The 16,325-nt window shown below is 63.2% G+C and carries 15 protein-coding genes; 9 read left to right on the forward strand and 6 right to left on the reverse strand.

Features of this window, described 5'->3' with window-relative positions; translation table 11 throughout:
* Positions 1-4: 4 nt before the first annotated feature.
* The 3 genes from H2510_RS06750 to H2510_RS06760 all read right to left on the reverse strand — a co-directional run bounded on the left by H2510_RS06750 (position 5) and on the right by H2510_RS06760 (position 2,759).
* Entirely contained in the window at positions 5-1,255 is a 1,251-nt protein-coding gene (locus tag H2510_RS06750) for an NAD(P)/FAD-dependent oxidoreductase (protein ID WP_186627528.1), read from the reverse strand.
* A 78-nt stretch (positions 1,256-1,333) separates the two neighbouring features.
* Positions 1,334-1,762, reverse strand: a complete 429-nt coding sequence (locus H2510_RS06755; RefSeq protein ID WP_186627529.1) for a hypothetical protein — start codon at positions 1,760-1,762, stop codon at positions 1,334-1,336.
* A 151-nt stretch (positions 1,763-1,913) separates the two neighbouring features.
* Positions 1,914-2,759, reverse strand: a complete 846-nt coding sequence (locus H2510_RS06760) for a hypothetical protein (RefSeq protein WP_186627530.1) — start codon at positions 2,757-2,759, stop codon at positions 1,914-1,916.
* A gap of 63 nt (positions 2,760-2,822) precedes the next feature.
* On the opposite strand from H2510_RS06760, the gene H2510_RS06765 reads away from it, so the two are divergent.
* Positions 2,823-3,575: a 1-acyl-sn-glycerol-3-phosphate acyltransferase gene (locus tag H2510_RS06765; protein ID WP_186627531.1), complete on the forward strand. Its 753-nt coding sequence runs from the start codon at positions 2,823-2,825 to the stop codon at positions 3,573-3,575.
* 68 nt (positions 3,576-3,643) lie between these two features.
* Here H2510_RS06765 and H2510_RS06770 read toward each other — a convergent pair whose 3' ends face one another.
* Both H2510_RS06770 and H2510_RS06775 read right to left on the reverse strand, forming a co-directional pair.
* Positions 3,644-4,150: a nuclear transport factor 2 family protein gene (locus H2510_RS06770; RefSeq protein ID WP_186627532.1), complete on the reverse strand. Its 507-nt coding sequence runs from the start codon at positions 4,148-4,150 to the stop codon at positions 3,644-3,646.
* 93 nt (positions 4,151-4,243) lie between these two features.
* The gene (locus H2510_RS06775; RefSeq protein ID WP_186627533.1) at positions 4,244-4,987 is read right to left on the reverse strand and encodes a CPBP family intramembrane glutamic endopeptidase; all 744 of its coding nucleotides are present in this window, start codon (positions 4,985-4,987) and stop codon (positions 4,244-4,246) included.
* Positions 4,988-5,131: 144 nt separating this feature from the next.
* On the opposite strand from H2510_RS06775, the gene H2510_RS06780 reads away from it, so the two are divergent.
* Positions 5,132-5,968, forward strand: coding sequence for an HAD family hydrolase (locus H2510_RS06780; protein WP_186627534.1), 837 nt, complete (start codon positions 5,132-5,134; stop codon positions 5,966-5,968).
* 40 nt (positions 5,969-6,008) lie between these two features.
* Here the strand turns inward: H2510_RS06780 and H2510_RS06785 are convergent, their stop codons facing one another.
* A complete protein-coding gene (locus tag H2510_RS06785) occupies positions 6,009-8,075 on the reverse strand; it encodes an N-acetylmuramoyl-L-alanine amidase (RefSeq protein WP_261392770.1) in 2,067 nt (688 codons plus the stop codon).
* Between the two features lie 189 nt (positions 8,076-8,264).
* Between H2510_RS06785 and cobM the strand changes: the two genes are divergently transcribed.
* From cobM to zomB, 7 genes are all read left to right on the forward strand, one after another.
* Entirely contained in the window at positions 8,265-9,008 is a 744-nt protein-coding gene (cobM, locus tag H2510_RS06790) for a precorrin-4 C(11)-methyltransferase (RefSeq protein ID WP_186627536.1), read from the forward strand.
* On the forward strand, positions 9,005-9,769 hold the full coding sequence (gene cobF, locus H2510_RS06795) for a precorrin-6A synthase (deacetylating) (RefSeq protein WP_186627537.1): 765 nt from the start codon (positions 9,005-9,007) through the stop codon (positions 9,767-9,769). Before cobM ends, cobF begins: the two co-directional genes overlap by 4 nt.
* A 173-nt stretch (positions 9,770-9,942) precedes the next feature.
* The gene (gene glf / locus H2510_RS06800) at positions 9,943-11,154 is read left to right on the forward strand and encodes a UDP-galactopyranose mutase (protein ID WP_315901268.1); all 1,212 of its coding nucleotides are present in this window, start codon (positions 9,943-9,945) and stop codon (positions 11,152-11,154) included.
* Positions 11,151-13,058: a glycosyltransferase gene (locus tag H2510_RS06805; RefSeq protein WP_186627538.1), complete on the forward strand. Its 1,908-nt coding sequence runs from the start codon at positions 11,151-11,153 to the stop codon at positions 13,056-13,058. The genes glf and H2510_RS06805 overlap by 4 nt, the downstream gene beginning before the upstream one ends.
* Positions 13,036-13,572, forward strand: a complete 537-nt coding sequence (locus tag H2510_RS06810; RefSeq protein WP_397517324.1) for a phosphatase PAP2 family protein — start codon at positions 13,036-13,038, stop codon at positions 13,570-13,572. The genes H2510_RS06805 and H2510_RS06810 overlap by 23 nt, the downstream gene beginning before the upstream one ends.
* On the forward strand, positions 13,569-14,474 hold the full coding sequence (locus H2510_RS06815) for a decaprenyl-phosphate phosphoribosyltransferase (protein WP_186627540.1): 906 nt from the start codon (positions 13,569-13,571) through the stop codon (positions 14,472-14,474). Before H2510_RS06810 ends, H2510_RS06815 begins: the two co-directional genes overlap by 4 nt.
* Positions 14,452-16,308, forward strand: coding sequence for a flagellar motor control protein ZomB (gene zomB, locus H2510_RS06820; RefSeq protein WP_315901269.1), 1,857 nt, complete (start codon positions 14,452-14,454; stop codon positions 16,306-16,308). The genes H2510_RS06815 and zomB overlap by 23 nt, the downstream gene beginning before the upstream one ends.
* Positions 16,309-16,325: the final 17 nt, after the last annotated feature.

Consider the following 16,325-nt stretch of genomic DNA (forward strand, 5'->3'; position numbering starts at 1 on the left):
CGTGTCAGATGGTCGGCTTCACGTCGTCGGCCCAGGCGATCCGCTTCGGATTGCCGTGACACTCGACGATGGCGGCGTGATCGCTGTCGAAGTAGTCCCACGCCCAGGACAGGAAAGCGTCGACTTTGCTGTGCGCGCCGCTCAGTAGTGCGGCATGGACGCCGAGCCATGCCGCGAATGCGAGTGGCCCCTCCACCTGATGTCGGTGCGCGCCTACCTCTGCGACAGCGGCCCCGCGGCCGATCATCGCCATGATGCCCTTGTCCTTGTACTGAAAGACCTTCCGATGCTTTCCCGCGATGGTCAGCTCGATGTTGTGGGCCGCCCAGGTCCCTGCTTGCTGAGCAACCGATCCCAGCTGGGGCAGCGTCTTTCCGTCTACATTCGGAATGTTCGCCACGTCGCCGACGGCGTAGACATTGTCGAACCTCGGGACCGTGAGATCGGCCAGTACGTCGAGTCTTCCGCCGGGCCCGGGCTTCGCGTCGCCGGTCGCGGCCACCGGTGCCGCGGATTCGCCGCCGGCCCAGATGACGGTCCGCGAGTCGATGCGGGTGGAGTCACTGAGCACGACGCCACCTGCATCGACTGCGGTAACGCCGACCCCGAGGCGAACTTTCGCGCCGTGTTCGACCAGTTTGTCGTGTGCATAGACATGCGAGCGTTCGCTGAACGGTGCCAGCAACGCGGGCCCGTGGTTGATGAGCCAGGCCTCCCCGCGACCGCCTGGGTGATCCATCTTGCGCAGAGCCGTGAACAGTTCGGCGAAGGCGCCCGCGGTCTCGACGCCGGTCGGTCCGCCTCCGACGATGACGACGTCGAGTGGATCGTGTTCACCGCGCAGCACCTCGCTGACGTGGTGACGAAGCTTCTCGGCGTCGGCGACGGAGTACAGCGGGAACGAAAATTCTTCTGCGCCGGGCGTTCCGAAGAAGTTGGCGCGCGCCCCAGCCGCGACGACGAGATAGTCGCCCGAGATCTTTTCGCCTGCGGCGGTCAGTGACAGTGAGGCAAAATCCAGGGTGCTGATCTCTGCCTGAACCACTCGGACGTTCTCGAAGTCTTCGAAGATCGTTGCGAGCGGTCGTGCGACGTCGGCGGCAGGCAACTGCGCCGTCGCAACCTGATAGAGCAACGGTTGGAACTGGTGGTAATCGTTGCGGTCGACGATGGTGACGGAAACACCTTTGTGCGCCAGTTCGTGTGCGCAGGCAATTCCGCCTAGGCCGGCACCGGCGACCACCACGTGTGTCATGGGTTAGAGAGTAGTCAGATCGTGCGCTTGAATGGCCGCTTCAAGATATCTGATCGTATGAATGGACCATTGAAGCGGTCAGAAGAACTGTCCCACAACGAAACCGGCGAGCAGAACGGCCGTACCGCCGATTTCGCCACCGATCAGCGCCCACATGAATGCGTGGGTCCCGCGGACCGGATGTTCGAACTGATTGTCGGTGTCCTTCAAAAATCCGTGCACCACGTAGCTTCCGATGGCGGCGACGAAGAAGAAGACGGCTACGAGACCGGCCGTGAGGTTCACCGCCGTCGGGAACGAGCTGAATTCGGTGAGTGCGGCGAGGACGAGTGTCGCGAACGAGTACATCAGCGCCGCACGATGCGCGATGTCGACGTACGGGTGCGCCAGGGCCGTCGGCGATGTCGCCATCTGCCGGAATTTCCAGACCCCCAGCGCCAACGCCCAGAGCAGGATCAGTCCCGAAAGTAGTAACAGAACCTTGGTGTCGATGCCCAGAGTTGTCACAGATTTCCTCCCCGTTGGGCAGATATGCGTGCACCCGACCGCATGAACGGCGCTCTGAAGCTAACTGATCGTATGAATGGACCATTCAAGCGGGCGGGGACACGGGTGGGCGAGGACGCGGGCAAGTGGGCAAGCGCACGCGGCAACACCCTCACACGACGTCACCGATGCAGTAACCGTTGGACCCGATCGTCAGGGTGAAGATCCGGTTCTGTTCGACACCGGACACGTCGGTGACGTCGGCGTAGACCGTGGTGTAGACGCCGTCGCGCGCTGCCACATAGACGCTCTGGGGGTTGTACGACGCCGATCCGGTGAGTCGGCCGGGATTGTTCGCCAGCGGCGGCACTGTCGGCGCTCCGGTGCCCTGGGGGTCCCAGATGGCTTGGGTGTCGCATACGAGTGGGTAGTTGCCCTCGAGGTCCGCGGGGTTCACCGGGGTGCCAGTGAAGCGGCCGAGATACCGCGCGACGGTGTATTCGGCTTCGGTATCGCTGTACGGCCCTGGCGATCCTGTCGGAGATACCGCTGGACACGCGTATCCCGACGCTATTTCGCTGCGCTTGACGCTGAGCGTGATGGTGGGGCTGCTCCAGGTGACCGCATACTGCCCGTCGACGCCCGGGGCTTCGGCCGCGTCGAGGATTGCCGCGACGTCGCTGTATCGGGTGGGGATTTCGGTCGGCGGAACTGTCCAGCAGGTGGGCGTCACTGCGGGGACTCCGCCGGCGTCGAGGTCGGTGAGGAATGCCCGTAAGGCTCCGGCTGCCTGGGGGTTCTGGGGAACTTCGCCGACGGCCGGGCCCACCGGTGAAGGCGTGGTGGAGGGCGGGAGTGTGGTGGAGGGTGGTGTGGTGGCTGGCGGCGTTGCCGTAGCCGTTGCCGAGCGGGTTTCGGTGGGAATGCCTTGCTGGCCGTCACCCCCACATGCGGTGAGCGTGAGAACTGCCCCGAACAGTCCCACACTTGCGAAAACGATGCCTCTACGCGAACTCATCTACAGCTGACCTTCCGACTGCGTCTTCTCCCCTGGGTCTTCCAGCGACTACGCTAGCCGACTGTGGAACCCGTCTATCGATCTGTCATCGGCATCGCTCGTGTGGTCTTCGCGCTGGAAGGCCTGAAATTCAAGGTTGTGGGTGAGGAGAACATCCCTGCCACCGGTGGCGCGGTCATCGCTGTCAACCACACCGGATACCTGGACTTCACCTATGCCGGCATACCGCCGCGAAGGGTCAAGCGGTACATCCGCTTCATGGCCAAGAAGGAAGTGTTCGACAACAAGATCTCGGGCCCGATCATGCGATCGCTGAAGCACATTGCAGTGGACCGCGGGGCCGGTGCGGATTCGTACCAGGCTGCCGTTGCGGATCTCCGTAAGGGCGAGCTCGTCGGGGTGTACCCGGAGGCCACCATCAGTCGCAGCTTCGAGATCAAGGAATTCAAGTCCGGGGCGGCGAGAATGGCGATCGAGGCCGGTGTGCCGATCATTCCGACGGTCATCTGGGGTGCGCAGCGCGTCTGGACCAAGGGCTTCCCGAAGCGATTGGGACGCACCAACACTCCCATCTCCATTGCGGTCGGCAAGCCGATCGAGCCGGTCGGTCCACCGAGTGAGCTCACCGAGAAGCTGCATTCGGTGATGCAGGAGATGCTGCTGGCTCTTCAGGAAGATTACGACCACGAGCCTGGCGCGTATTGGGTTCCCGCTCGCCTCGGCGGTAGTGCGCCCACGTTGGAGCAGGCAGACAAGCTCGATGCCGAGGATCTTGCAGCGAGAAATGCTGCGCGGGAAGCGAAGAAGTCCAAGTAAGCCCTGAGCACGCCACCTGCGGCATGTGCGCTGACCCGCGCACATGCCGTCAGGCGCTGTTTTCGGCTCTAGCGGTCGTGGAACCCAGGGGTCGAATCGACGCGCAGGCGGGTCAGATTCCGGTAGCTGATCAGCCACCGACCGTCCTCGAGTCGGTATTCCTCGTGGTAGTGGCCGTATCCATGAAGGTGCTCGGTCGTGCCGGTGGCCGTGTTGGTCCACCAGAGTTTGTCCTCCATCGCCCAGATTCCCGTGGCGGTCGTCGGCGAAGTCAACGTGATCTCCGGGGTGTGGCCGTGGTGCACGCTGGTGACCGTCACCGCGCCGTCGAGTGTGCTGCGAATAGCTGCGGCCAACGCCTGCGAACCGGTCACCTGTTTGCCGGTTTGGGAGGCGTCGGTCTGCGGGGCAGCGTCGGGACTGGCCCATGAGTCGCTGACGACGTCGTCGGTGTGGAAGCCCGCGTAGCGGTCCCATTCCTTGTTGTCCATGCACCGCAGGCGGGCGGCGAAGAGCTGCTTGATCTCCTCGATCGCCAGTAATTTGTGGAGTGCGTCGCTCGCGTTGATCGTCATATCGGTCCACGTTGCCAGGCTCTGGGGTGTGGGCCGAGTCGAATTTCCGCTGGATGGGATACGTGCGCCGAGAAGGGCCGTAGCTCGCTGATTTCAGGACATAGAGGCGTGCCACACCAACGCAGCGGCGAGTGCACCGATGCCGTTGAGTGACCAGTGCAACGCGATCGGGGCGATCAGGCTGCCGCTGCGGCGTCGCAGCCAAGTGAAGACGAAGCCTGCGGCGGCTGTCGCGATGACCGCGGCCACGATGCCCGCGATCTGACCGAACACCCCGCCGCCGAGGAAATTGCTCAGCCCCGCATTGCCCGCGGTCAATCCGAGTGAAGACGCGATATGCCAGAGGCCGAAGAGCAGTGATCCGGCGGCAAAGACGCCACGGGCACCATAGATGCGTCCCAGCGTGCCATGCAGTACGCCGCGGAAGGCCAGTTCCTCGGGGATGACCGTTTGCAAGGGGATGACGATCATCGAGGCGACGAGCGCGGCCGAGATGGTCGCATACCGATCCGCCATGAAGAATGGCCTGGTCATCGGCAATAGAGCTCCGATCGCAACCACGGTGACGACGAGACCGACGGCACCGAGCGCGTAGATCGAACCGGTCTTCCATTGCTTCGGTGACAGGCCCAGTTCGGCCCAGCCGAGTCCGCGGCGTCGGGTCAGTGCGACGAGGATCACGGCCGCGATGGGTACCGTCGCGATGCTGGCCCACACCGTGGTGAAGTGGGCGATCAGGTTGGTAGCGACCAGCACCAGAACGACGACCGCAACATCGAGGTACGCGTGGAATCCGCGTCGGCGAGATGCCTTCGCGTCGGCCTGGGTCATGAGCATCCCACTAAGTGTACGGAAAACCTGCTCGGTGCCGAGGCGACTACGAGCAGTAGTGTGACCGAATCCTCACGCAGCGGTCTGCCTACCTCCGAACGGGCACCCTGGTGAGCTCACCGGCGATCGTCGGTGAGCTACTAGGGCACAATGGCGACGATGCCTGATACCTCTCGGACCCAGCCCCGCCTCGTCGCCAGCGACGTCGACGGCACCCTTCTCGACGCCCACGAGCGGGTCAGCGAGCGCACTCGACGAGCGGTTCTGACCATGGTCGGGGAGGGGACCCCATTCATCCTGTCGACCGGGCGACCGCCGCGATGGATATCACCCGTCGTCGAGCAACTCGGCTACGCACCGATGTGTGTCTGCGCCAACGGCGCGGTGATCTACGACAGTGCCACCGACCGGATTCTCGACACCCAGACACTGTCGGCCGAGACGCTGCAGTGGCTTGCCGACGTCGCGTACTCGGTATTGCCTGGTTGCGGGCTGGCGGCCGAGCGGACCGGTAAATCGGCACACGATGCCGCGACGCCGCAGTTCGTCAGTTCACCCGGTTACGAGCACGCGTGGCTCAATCCCGACAACACGGAAACATCCGACACCGAGGTGTTGGAAGTTCCGGCAGTGAAACTTCTCATCCGATTGTCCAGCGCGTCGAGCGGGGACATGGTTGCCGCTCTCGAACCGCTGATCGACGGCCGGGCGGATATCACGTTCTCCACCGACAACGGGCTGATCGAACTGTCGGCACCCGGTGTGACCAAGGCATCCGGTGTCGCCATGGTTGCCGAGCGACTGTCGGTGGCGGCGAAAGACATCGCTGCGTTCGGTGATATGCCCAATGACATCCCGATGCTGAAGATGGCAGGCCGGGGCGTAGCCATGGCAAACGCGCACCCCGCCGTCCTCGCTGCCGCCGACGAAGTGACGGTCAGCAACGTGGACGACGGGGTGGCGGTGGTCCTCGAACGCTGGTGGTGACAAACCCCGCTGCGGCGTCGGCCGCAGCGAGGCCCGAAACCTACGGCGCTGGTGCTACCTCGGGTGCGGCAGGAGCCGGTTCGATCGGAGCCGACACGGCACCTTCGTCCATCTTCTGCTGGTAGGTGTCGTTGTAGGTCTTGATGACCGTGGTGACGATTCCAGTTGCTTCGTTGAAGATCAGTGAACCGTTCTCGAAATCGGTGCGCAGGCCCTCGGGGACGCGGTATTCATCCGTACTCGGAAGTCCGAGATCACCGTTCTCCCCACCCAGGGCGAGGAACTGCTCGAAAATCTTGCCGATCACCGCGACTGCTTGACCGGCGATGGTTGTGAAAATGGAGCCGTTGGCGAACCCGGCGGACTGTCCACCCTTGACCTGAACGAGGCCGCTGACCGGTGTTCCGAGAATTCCGGTTTCGCCGCCCGAGGCCAACCACTTCTGTGCGATCGGATTCTGATCGGCAAGGCGGAGCAGCTCGTCGACGAGTGCCGGAACTCCAGCGCCTAGCGTGCTGCTGACGTCCGTTCCCGCGGAGTTCGGGGTCTGTGCCTCCGGTGCTGCTGCCTCCAGGGCGGGTTCCGACGGATCGGTCTCTGCAGGAGTAGAACTCACCTCGGCGCCGCCGAGCGATGCTTCGGCGATATCGCGAATCTCGTCCAGCTTTGCGTAGGCACCGTCACCGGGGCATGCGGTGTTCCCGACGTCACGGTGCGCAAAGATGACCGGCAGGTCGACGCTCTGGCCTTGGCCGACGAACGTGAATTCCGTGCCCTCCGACGTCATCGACGTGCTGCCCTTGGGATCGAGCCCTGCGAGTCCGAGACGCCAGCCGAGGAACGAGCCGACCGAATCGATGGTTGCCTGTGGTGGTGCTTCGGTGGAGAAGTCGCCCATCATTGCGATGCCCATGGTGTTTTCGTTGAATCCACCGGCATGCGCACCCTGCACAGGCTTGTCCAAACCGCCTGCGCGGCCTTCGAATATCTGGCCGTACTTGTCGACCAACACGTTGTAACCGACGTCGCACCAGCCGAGTGTCTGGGCGTGGTAGGCGTAGATGGCCCGGACGATCTCGACCGACTCGGACTTCGAGTACTCGTTGCTGCCCGCGGTGTGATGCACTGTCGCGCCGCCGAGGAAGTCGTCGTAGTCCGGGGTGGCGCAACGGATGGATTCGTCTGCGCCCCACTGTGACCGCGAGATCACCTTCGGGCCCTTACTCCCCGCGACGGGTGTCGCGAGATCACTGAGTGTGGCGTCCGCGGGGGACGTACCGGGCTGAATCAGGACGGCACTGATGCCGTCGATCGCCGACGCGAGCGGAGTGTCCTGCTGACGCAACGGCTTCGAGACGGAAGCAGGCGTGTAACCGAGTGGCTGCTCGGGGGCGGGCGCCACCTCCGGAGCGGGCGCTGCCGGTTCCGGTGCCGGCACCTGAGCTGGGACGGGCGCCTGCGGTCGCGGAGTCATCAGCAGCTGAACTGCCTTGGTTGCTCCCACGAAAATCGGCTCGGTGCCCTGCTTCTCGGGTGCGGCGGCCGCGTCGTCGACGCCTGTGTCGACGGGTTCGGTTGCAAGCCAGGGGCCCCAGGATCCGTCGTCGAGCTGGCGACGAATCTGCGCCGACGCGTTGTCGAGACCCGTCGACGTCAGGGCAACCATGCTGAACGGGGTGTCCTGCTTCAGTTCCTTGACGACAGCGCCGAGTGGCGCGCCTGGATCGTCACCGGCAGGAGGGGTTACCGGAGCCGGCGCCTGGGCCGACGGCGCCGAGGAGTCGGGGACCGTCAGGCCGGGGATCTCCGGAATCTGGAACGGCGGAATGGCGATGTTATCCGGAAGCGGCAGGTATTTGAGATCGGACAGGCGGAGGTCGGGCAGCGGAAGACCCGTCAATTCCCTGAGTGGGATGACGATGTCCGGTGCTGCCGCCAGGGCCGTTTCGACGATCTTCGTCGGCACTGTCACAGGGGTGGTCTCGTTGGCCGATCGAACATCGGTCGACGCAGAATCGCCGGAGATGCTGTACGCCGCGAAAGGGCTCGCGACGGCCAGCAGGGCGACAGCGCCGAGAACGATCGACGGCTTCGTTCGACGGTGCAAGGCGGTACTCCTGGTTGTAGGCGAACTGTTCATGAGGTGGTGCGTTCCAATGTTGCGACAATCGCTACAGCAACATGGGTCACATCCACCCCATCCGACACAAGGCTAAACCTTAGCTTGAGAGTTAGCCAGCGCGCGGATTGCCAGTACGTGCGGCGCGTCGAATCTCACCGCCTACGCTTTTGCCTTGTGACAGTCCACTTCATCGGTGCCGGTCCCGGTGCACCCGACCTGCTGACGCTGCGCGCAGTCGAGCTGCTCAACGCCAGTCCAGTGTGTGTTTACGCTGGTACATACATCGACGACGCGATTCTTGCCCACTGTCCGCAGGGCGCTCGACTCGTCGACACAGCTCGGCTCGACCTGGACACGATCACGCAAGAACTCGTCGACGCTCATCGACGTGGTGACGACGTCGCACGGCTGTGCTCGGGAGATCCGTCGCTGTACTCCGCCCTCGCGGAGCAGTCGGCACGCCTCGACGCCGCGGGAGTGCCCTGGGATGTCACTCCCGGCGTTCCCGCTTACGCCGCGGCCGCTGCCACGCTTCGCATCGAGCTGACGGTCCCCGAGGTAACACAGTCCGTGGTGCTGACTCGGACGCAGGCGCGCTCGACGGCGATGCCGGACACCGAGGCGCTGTCACGGTTCGCCGAAACGCGGTCGACGCTGGTGCTGCATCTGGCCATCACCCGGATCAGGGCGTTGGTCGAGGAAATTGTCGGCGAGTACGGCGCCGGTTGCCCGGCCGCTGTCGTTTTTCATGCGAGCAAGCCCGATCAGCTCGTCCTGAACGGAACTCTCGCCGATATCGCCGACCAGGTCGAGGCAGCAGGGCTCCGTCAGGCTGCGGTCATTCTGGTCGGACCTGCGGTGGGCCGCACACCCGGCGTGGAATCGCACCTCTACGACGCTTGCCGAGATCGAGCATGAAAATCCACCTCGTCGGAATCGGGGGCGGGCATCCGGACCAGATCACCGTCCAGGCTGTCCGGAAGCTTCGCGAGGTCGATGTGTTCCTCGTCGCGGACAAGGGAGCGTCGGTCGGTGATCTAGGTGACGCGCGCGCGGAGATTCTGCGACGTCATGTGCCGGGGGATTACCGCGTGGTCGCGGTCGCCGACCCGGAGCGGGACCGAAAGCCCAGCGACTACGGGACCGCAGTACTGGACTGGCACGACGCCCGCGCCCGCGCCTACGAGGAGGTGCTGCTCGGTCTGGACCCGTCGGCGACCGTGGGATTCCTCGTCTGGGGTGACCCTGCGCTGTACGACAGCACCATCAGAGTGATCGAGCGGGTCCGTGACTTCGGGACCCTCGATATCGACTACGACGTCACGCCAGGCATCAGCAGTGTCTCGATGCTGGCCGCCGCCCACCGCCTGGTGCTAAACCGAATCGGTGGTCCGATCACCATCACGACCGGCCGGGCCCTCGTCAGCGACGTAGCGGCCGGAGCGGACAACATCGTGGTCATGCTCGACGGACACCTGGCCTGCCGAGCGCTGGTCGGGGAGGACCGCTGGGGCATTCACTGGGGCGCCAATTTGGGAACAGTGGATGAAAAGTTGGTGTCCGGCAGGTTGGACGACTGCATCGACGAGATCGACCGGGTACGCGCCGAGGTCAAGAGTCGGCATGGCTGGGTGATGGATACCTACCTGTTGCGGGCAGGAGCGGAGCCTGCGGAGTGACTTTGGTAGGTCAGGAGCGGAGCCTGCGGAGTGACTTTGGTAGGTCAGGAGCGGAGCCTGCGGAGTGACTCCAAGGAAGCAGCAGCGGAGCTTGCGGAGTGACTTTGGTAGTCAGGAGCGGAGGGTGTGCGGGTTGTCGGATACCCTGATTGCCCGTGACTGCCGTAAACCCTGTGCCTGTTGATTCCGACGCTTCCGTGACCGGCCGATACGACCTTATTGTCGTCGGATCCGGGTTCTTCGGACTGACTGTGGCGGAGCGCTCGGCGTCTGCGCTGGGCAAGCGTGTCCTTGTTCTGGACCGCCGCCACCACCTTGGAGGTAATGCGTACTCGGAGGCCGAGCCCGAGACGGGTATCGAGATCCATAAGTACGGTGCTCACCTTTTTCACACTTCGAACAAGCGGGTGTGGGATTACGTGAATCAGTTCACGGATTTCACGAGTTATCAGCATCGCGTGTTCGCGCTGCACAAGGGCCAGTCATATCAGTTCCCGATGGGCCTCGGTCTGATCTCGCAGTTCTTCGGTAAGTATTACTCTCCTGCCGAGGCGCGCGCGCTCATCGAGGAGCAGTCCAGTGAGTTCGATTCGAAGGTTGCGCAGAACTTCGAGGAGAAGGCGATCTCGCTGATCGGGCGCCCGCTGTACGAGGCGTTCATCCGTGATTACACCGCCAAGCAGTGGCAGACGGACCCGAAGAATTTGCCGGCGGGAAACATCACGCGGCTGCCGGTGCGTTACACGTTCGACAATCGCTACTTCAACGACACGTATGAGGGTCTGCCGGTCGACGGTTACACCGCGTGGTTGGAGAATATGACGGCCAGCGACCTGATCGAGGTCCGGCTGAACACCGATTGGTTCGACGTGCGTGATGAGTTGATCGCCGAGAGCCCGGATGCCCCGATTGTCTACACCGGCCCACTCGACCGCTACTTCGACTACTCCGAAGGCGAATTGGGCTGGCGCACAATCGATTTCGAGACCGAAGTGTTGGCGACCGGTGATTTTCAGGGCACACCGGTGATGAACTACAACGACGCCGACGTCCCGTTCATTCGCATTCACGAGTTCCGCCACTTCCATCCCGAGCGGGCGTACCCGGCCGACAAGACGGTCATCATGCGAGAGTTCTCGCGATTCGCCGAGAGCGGCGACGAGCCGTACTACCCGATCAACACTCCCGCGGACCGCCAGAAGCTGGAGGCGTACCGCGACCGCGCGAAGAAGGAAGCCGCCGAAAACGGGGTTCTCTTCGGCGGGCGGCTCGGCACCTATCAGTACCTCGACATGCACATGGCCATCGCCAGTGCGCTGAACTTGTACGACAACACGCTCGCACCACATTTCGAGTCGGGCGCGGCCCTGGCAGGAGACAAATGACGGCCAAGCATCTGCTCGAGGACGGCGCCCTCGACTTCGCCCCCTACTTCGGTAAGTCGCTTCTGCAGCGGGTGCTGTTGCCTCGTCCAGGTGAGCCGCTCGACGTGCGCACCCTGTATCTCGAGGAGGCGACAACGAATGCCCGACGGGCACATTCGCTGTCGCGCACCTCGTTGACGGTCGGCGCCGAATCCGAGGTGTCGTTCTGCACTTACTTCAATGCGTTCCCGGCGAGCTACTGGCGCCGCTACAGCATCCTGAAGTCCGTTGTGCTGCGCGTGGAGGTCTCCGGGCATTGCCGGATCGATGTCTACCGCTCCAAAGCGGACAGCTCTCGTATCCACGTCGAGGGCCGTGAAGCCGTCGACGGTGATGCGGCACAAGAGTTCGTGATCGATCTCGGCCCGTTCGAGGATGGCGGTTGGATCTGGTTCGACATCACCTCCGACTCCGAGGTCGTCCTGGAGAGTGCCGGGTGGTTCGCACCGATCGAGGCACCGGGCGAGGCGACGGTGGCCGTCGGGATCCCGACGTTCAACCGACCCACCGATGCGGTGAAAGCGCTTGTGGCACTTGGCTCGGACCCGCTGGTGCTCGATGTGATCAAGGCCGTCATCATGCCCGATCAGGGTACGAGAAAAGCCAGGGACGAGCCCGGATTCGACGAGGCCGAAGCAGGGCTGGGTGGCCGTCTCGCCATCCATGACCAGGCCAACCTCGGTGGTTCCGGTGGGTACAGCCGCATCATGTACGAGGCGCTGAACAACACCGACTGCCAACACATTCTGTTCATGGACGACGACATCGAGATCGAGCCGGACTCGATTCTTCGTGCGCTGGCAATGTCGCGATTCGCGAAGGTTCCCACGCTCGTCGGCGGCCAGATGCTCAACCTTCAGGCCCGTAGCCACCTGCATGTGATGGGCGAGGTCGTCAATCGCAGCAACTTCATGTGGACCGGCGCACAGAACGTCGAGTACGACCACGACTTCAGCGAATACCCACTGCGCTCTAGCAAGCTGCTGCACCGACGCATCGACGTCGACTACAACGGCTGGTGGATGTGCATGATCCCGCGCGTCGTCGCGGAAGAACTCGGTCAGCCGTTGCCACTGTTCATCAAGTGGGACGACGCCGAATACGGTTTGCGCGCAAGGGAAGCCGGATACCCGACGGTCACTCTCCCCGGTGCGGCAATCTGGCACATGGCATGGAGCGACAAGGACGATGCCATCGACTGGCAGGCGTACTTCCACCTGCGTAACCGACTCGTCGTCGCCGCACTGCACATGCCCGGCAACGGTCGCGGCCTGGTGCTCGACACCATCAAGGCCACCGTCAAGCACCTGCTGTGCCTCGAGTACTCCACCGTCGCCATTCAGAACAAGGCGATCCGTGATTTCCTCGAAGGGCCCGAGCACATCCTCGAGATCCTCCCTACATCGCTGGGTGAGGTGCACGCACTGCGCAAGACCTTCCCCGACGCCGTCGTCGTCGGCTCTTCGACCGAACTGCCCCTCGCCTCGGGCGAGGAAGTAGGAGCCGTCGGAGTGCCGACGAATCCGCTGTCGAAGATTTCTCGCCTGGCCAAGGGGCTCGTGCACAACTTGAAGCCCGCGCACGACCGCCACCACGAGCGCCCACAGCTCAACGTGCCGACGCTCGATGCGCGGTGGTTCCTGCTCTCGCAGGTCGATGGCGTCACCGTCACCACTGCCGACGGCCGCGGAGTCGTCTACCGTCAGCGTGACCGCGAGAAGGCGGCCGCACTGTTCAAGGAAGCAATGGCACTCCGAACCGAGCTCTCGCGCCGGTTCCCTGAACTCAAGGGTCGCTACCGCGATGCCGTCCCTCACCTCACCAGTAAGGAAACCTGGGAACGTGTCTTTCTTTACGAGGGTTAAGGGCGTGAACGGCTCGCCTGCCGAGGTTCGCATCCTGTCGAAGATTCAGTCGACGGTCGGCGCGCAACCAGGGGCCGTTGCAGTGGCCCGGGGCATGTCGCACTTCGGTGAACACGCGCTGGGTTGGGTCGCCATCGCGGGCATCGGCGCTGTGCTCGATGCTCCGCGCAGGCGGCAGTGGGCGGGCGTCGCCGTCGGCGCAGTGGGTTCGCATGCCGCGTCGATCGTGATCAAGAGAGTTGTGCGGCGTCCGCGCCCCGACGATCCGTCGGTGCACATCAATGTCTCCACTCCCAGCAAGTTGAGCTTTCCGTCCTCGCACGCAACCTCGACTACGGCAGCCGCCGTGTTGCTCGGCCGGTTGACCGGACTACCGTTGACAGCGGTCCTGGTGCCTCCGATGCTGCTTTCGCGGCTCGTTCTCGGTGTCCATTACCCGACAGATGTACTTGCAGGATCTGCGCTCGGCGCGATATCGGCAGCCGCCATCCTGAAGTTCGAAGGAGACAAATGAGCGAGGAAGCCTCCGTCGTCGGAGCACCACCGAAGAATCTTGCCGAAGGCGTGATCAAGGCGCTTCGACCCCGGCAGTGGGTCAAAAACGTCCTGGTACTCGCCGCGCCGCTCGCTGCGGGATCCGTCACCGAAGGTGATGTGCTTCTTCCCGTCGCACTGGCTTTCGTCGTGTTCTGTTTCGCGGCATCGGGCATCTACCTGGTCAACGACGCCCTCGACGTCGAGGCCGACCGCGCGCACCCGACCAAGCGGTTCCGTCCGATCGCTGCAGGTGTGCTGCCGGTCAACCTCGCGTACGCGATGGCCGTAGTGTCCCTGAGCCTTGCCGTCGGACTGTCGTTCTTCGCGAACTGGAAGCTTGCCCTGGTGATCGGGGTGTACATCGTCGTCCAGTTGGCGTACTGCTTCGGACTCAAGCATCAGGCCGTGCTGGACATCTGCATCGTGTCCTCGGGATTCCTGCTCCGCGCCATCGCGGGTGGTGTGGCCGCGTCCATTCAGCTCTCGCAGTGGTTCCTGCTGATCATGGCGTTCGGGTCGCTGTTCATGGCTGCCGGTAAGCGATACGCGGAGTTGCAGTTCGCCGAGCGTACGGGCGCGAAGATCCGCAAGTCGCTGGAGAATTACACGACCACCTATCTGCGATTCGTGTGGACGCTCTCGGCTACAGCTGTCGTGCTTTGCTACGGCCTGTGGGCTTTCGAACAGGACGCCGCAACGACCACCAACTGGTTCGCCATCTCGATGATTCCGTTCACTATCGCTATCCTGCGTTACGCAGTGGATGTCGATGGAGGCGAGGCGGGCGAACCCGAGGAGATCGCGTTGGGCGATCGGGTGTTGCAGGTACTCGCGCTGGCGTGGATCGGAGTAGTGGTTGTCGCCGTCTACCTCGCGTGAGGTGCTGCCCGCCCCTACACGCACGTCGAGGACGATCTTCGGCATCGGTGTTGCTGTGTCCGCACTGTTGTTCCTTGTCGGTGCCTGGGAACGGCGGTGGATCGCCGACGACGGTCTGATCGTTCTCCGTACGGTCCGCAATCTTCTGGCCGGCAACGGCCCGGTCTTCAATGCCGGCGAGCGTGTGGAGACCAATACCAGCACCATCTGGACCTACCTGGTCTATGCGGTCAGCTGGCTCAGCGAGATACGTCTCGAGTACGTGGTTCTGACCATTGCGTTGGTCTTGTCGACCGCTGCGATCGTGCTGGCGATGTTCGGTACCTACGCGCTTCGGACGCGGTCGGCAGGCGTGGTGGCCTACCTTCCTGCTGGGGTGCTCGTCTACATCGCGGTTCCTCCTGCCCGAGACTTCGCCACTTCGGGTCTCGAGACATGTCTGGTCATTTTCTGGATCGCCGCACTGTGGTTGCTGATGGTCCGCTGGAGCACCAGAACCATCAGTGGCCCCGCGTGGCTGTTCCTTGCCTTCTGGGCCGGCCTCGGTCCGCTGGTGCGCCCGGAACTCCTCATTCTGTCGGGGCTCGCGCTCATCATGCTGTTTCTTGCGCGTCAATCCTGGAAGAGTCGTCTCGCAGTCTTCGTCGTCGCAGGCATCGTGCCGGTCGGATATCAGATCTGGCGGATGGGTTACTACGGGTTGCCCTACCCGAACACCGCGGTGTCCAAGGATGCGGGCGGCGCGAAATGGGCACAGGGTTTCGACTATCTGTGGAATTTGCTCGGACCGTACATGCTGTGGTTGCCGCTGCTGCTGATGCTCGTTGCAGGCGTGGTGACGGTTGCCATGTCAGGCCTCGGAGGCCTGCGAATTCCGAGATCTCGCCGAGATGCGCAAAGCCTTTTACGCAGCCGGACCGCGGTGGTCGCATTTGTCCTGATCGGTGGACTTCTCTCGGCTGTTTATGCAGTTCGAGTCGGTGGCGATTTCATGCACGGCCGCACACTCCTGCCGGCATTGTTCACTCTGCTTCTTCCTATTTCGGTGTTGCCCGTGACAATTCCGAACAAAAACTCCGATACACGGCAGGTGCTGATAGCGGCAGGCGGCGGCGTCCTGTGGCTGGCCACGATCGTGTGGGCATTCTTTGCCGCCAACACGACTGGAATGCCGGAAGGGTCCATTGTCGGTCGCAGTGGAATCGTGGACGAGCGTGCCTTCTACTCCCTCAATACCGGGCATGCGCACCCGATTCTCGCCACGGACTACCTCGACTACCCGCGCATGCGACCGATGGTCGAAACGATCGCGAACACCCCGGACGGCGGGCTCCTGTTGCCCTCGGCTCAGTTCACGTACTGGGATGTCGTACCTCCGCCCCTGCCGATCCCACCTGGTGGCGCTGGTCACACGGTCTACTTCTTGAACCTGGGCATGACGAGCATGAACGTCGGCCTCGATGTGCGGGTAATCGACCAAATGGGCCTTGCCTACCCGCTGGCTTCGCATACCGAGCGGTTGGAGAACGGCCGCATCGGACACGACAAGAACTTGTACCCGGACTGGGTCGTCGCCGATCTGGGTCTCGTCGACAAACATCCGTTCCTGCCCTGGTACATGGATGAGGACTGGGTCGCTCAGGCGCGTGTAGCTCTCTCGTGCGAGGACACCCGTGAACTCATCGATTCGTATCGCGCCCCGCTGACGAAAGAGTTGTTCGTCAGAAATATCAAACGCTCACTGTTCTATGCCAGCTACCGATTCGATCGAGTTCCGGAGTACGAAATACAGAGATGTGGTTTAGAGCCACCAATCCTGCAGGGTGATAATTAGGCGGCCGCCAGTTGCTT

Source organism: Rhodococcus sp. BP22, from assembly GCF_014281965.1.
Taxonomy (GTDB): domain Bacteria; phylum Actinomycetota; class Actinomycetes; order Mycobacteriales; family Mycobacteriaceae; genus Rhodococcoides.

Coding starts and splice junctions, on each gene's coding strand:
- H2510_RS06750 (WP_186627528.1), bottom strand. CDS start 1,255: ATGACACACGTGGTGGTCGCCGGTGCCGGCCTAGGCGGAATTGCCTGC.
- H2510_RS06760 (WP_186627530.1), bottom strand. CDS start 2,759: ATGAGTTCGCGTAGAGGCATCGTTTTCGCAAGTGTGGGACTGTTCGGG.
- H2510_RS06770 (WP_186627532.1), bottom strand. CDS start 4,150: ATGACGATCAACGCGAGCGACGCACTCCACAAATTACTGGCGATCGAG.
- H2510_RS06775 (WP_186627533.1), bottom strand. CDS start 4,987: ATGCTCATGACCCAGGCCGACGCGAAGGCATCTCGCCGACGCGGATTC.
- H2510_RS06780 (WP_186627534.1), top strand. CDS start 5,132: ATGGCGACGATGCCTGATACCTCTCGGACCCAGCCCCGCCTCGTCGCC.
- cobF (WP_186627537.1), top strand. CDS start 9,005: ATGAAAATCCACCTCGTCGGAATCGGGGGCGGGCATCCGGACCAGATC.
- H2510_RS06805 (WP_186627538.1), top strand. CDS start 11,151: ATGACGGCCAAGCATCTGCTCGAGGACGGCGCCCTCGACTTCGCCCCC.
- H2510_RS06815 (WP_186627540.1), top strand. CDS start 13,569: ATGAGCGAGGAAGCCTCCGTCGTCGGAGCACCACCGAAGAATCTTGCC.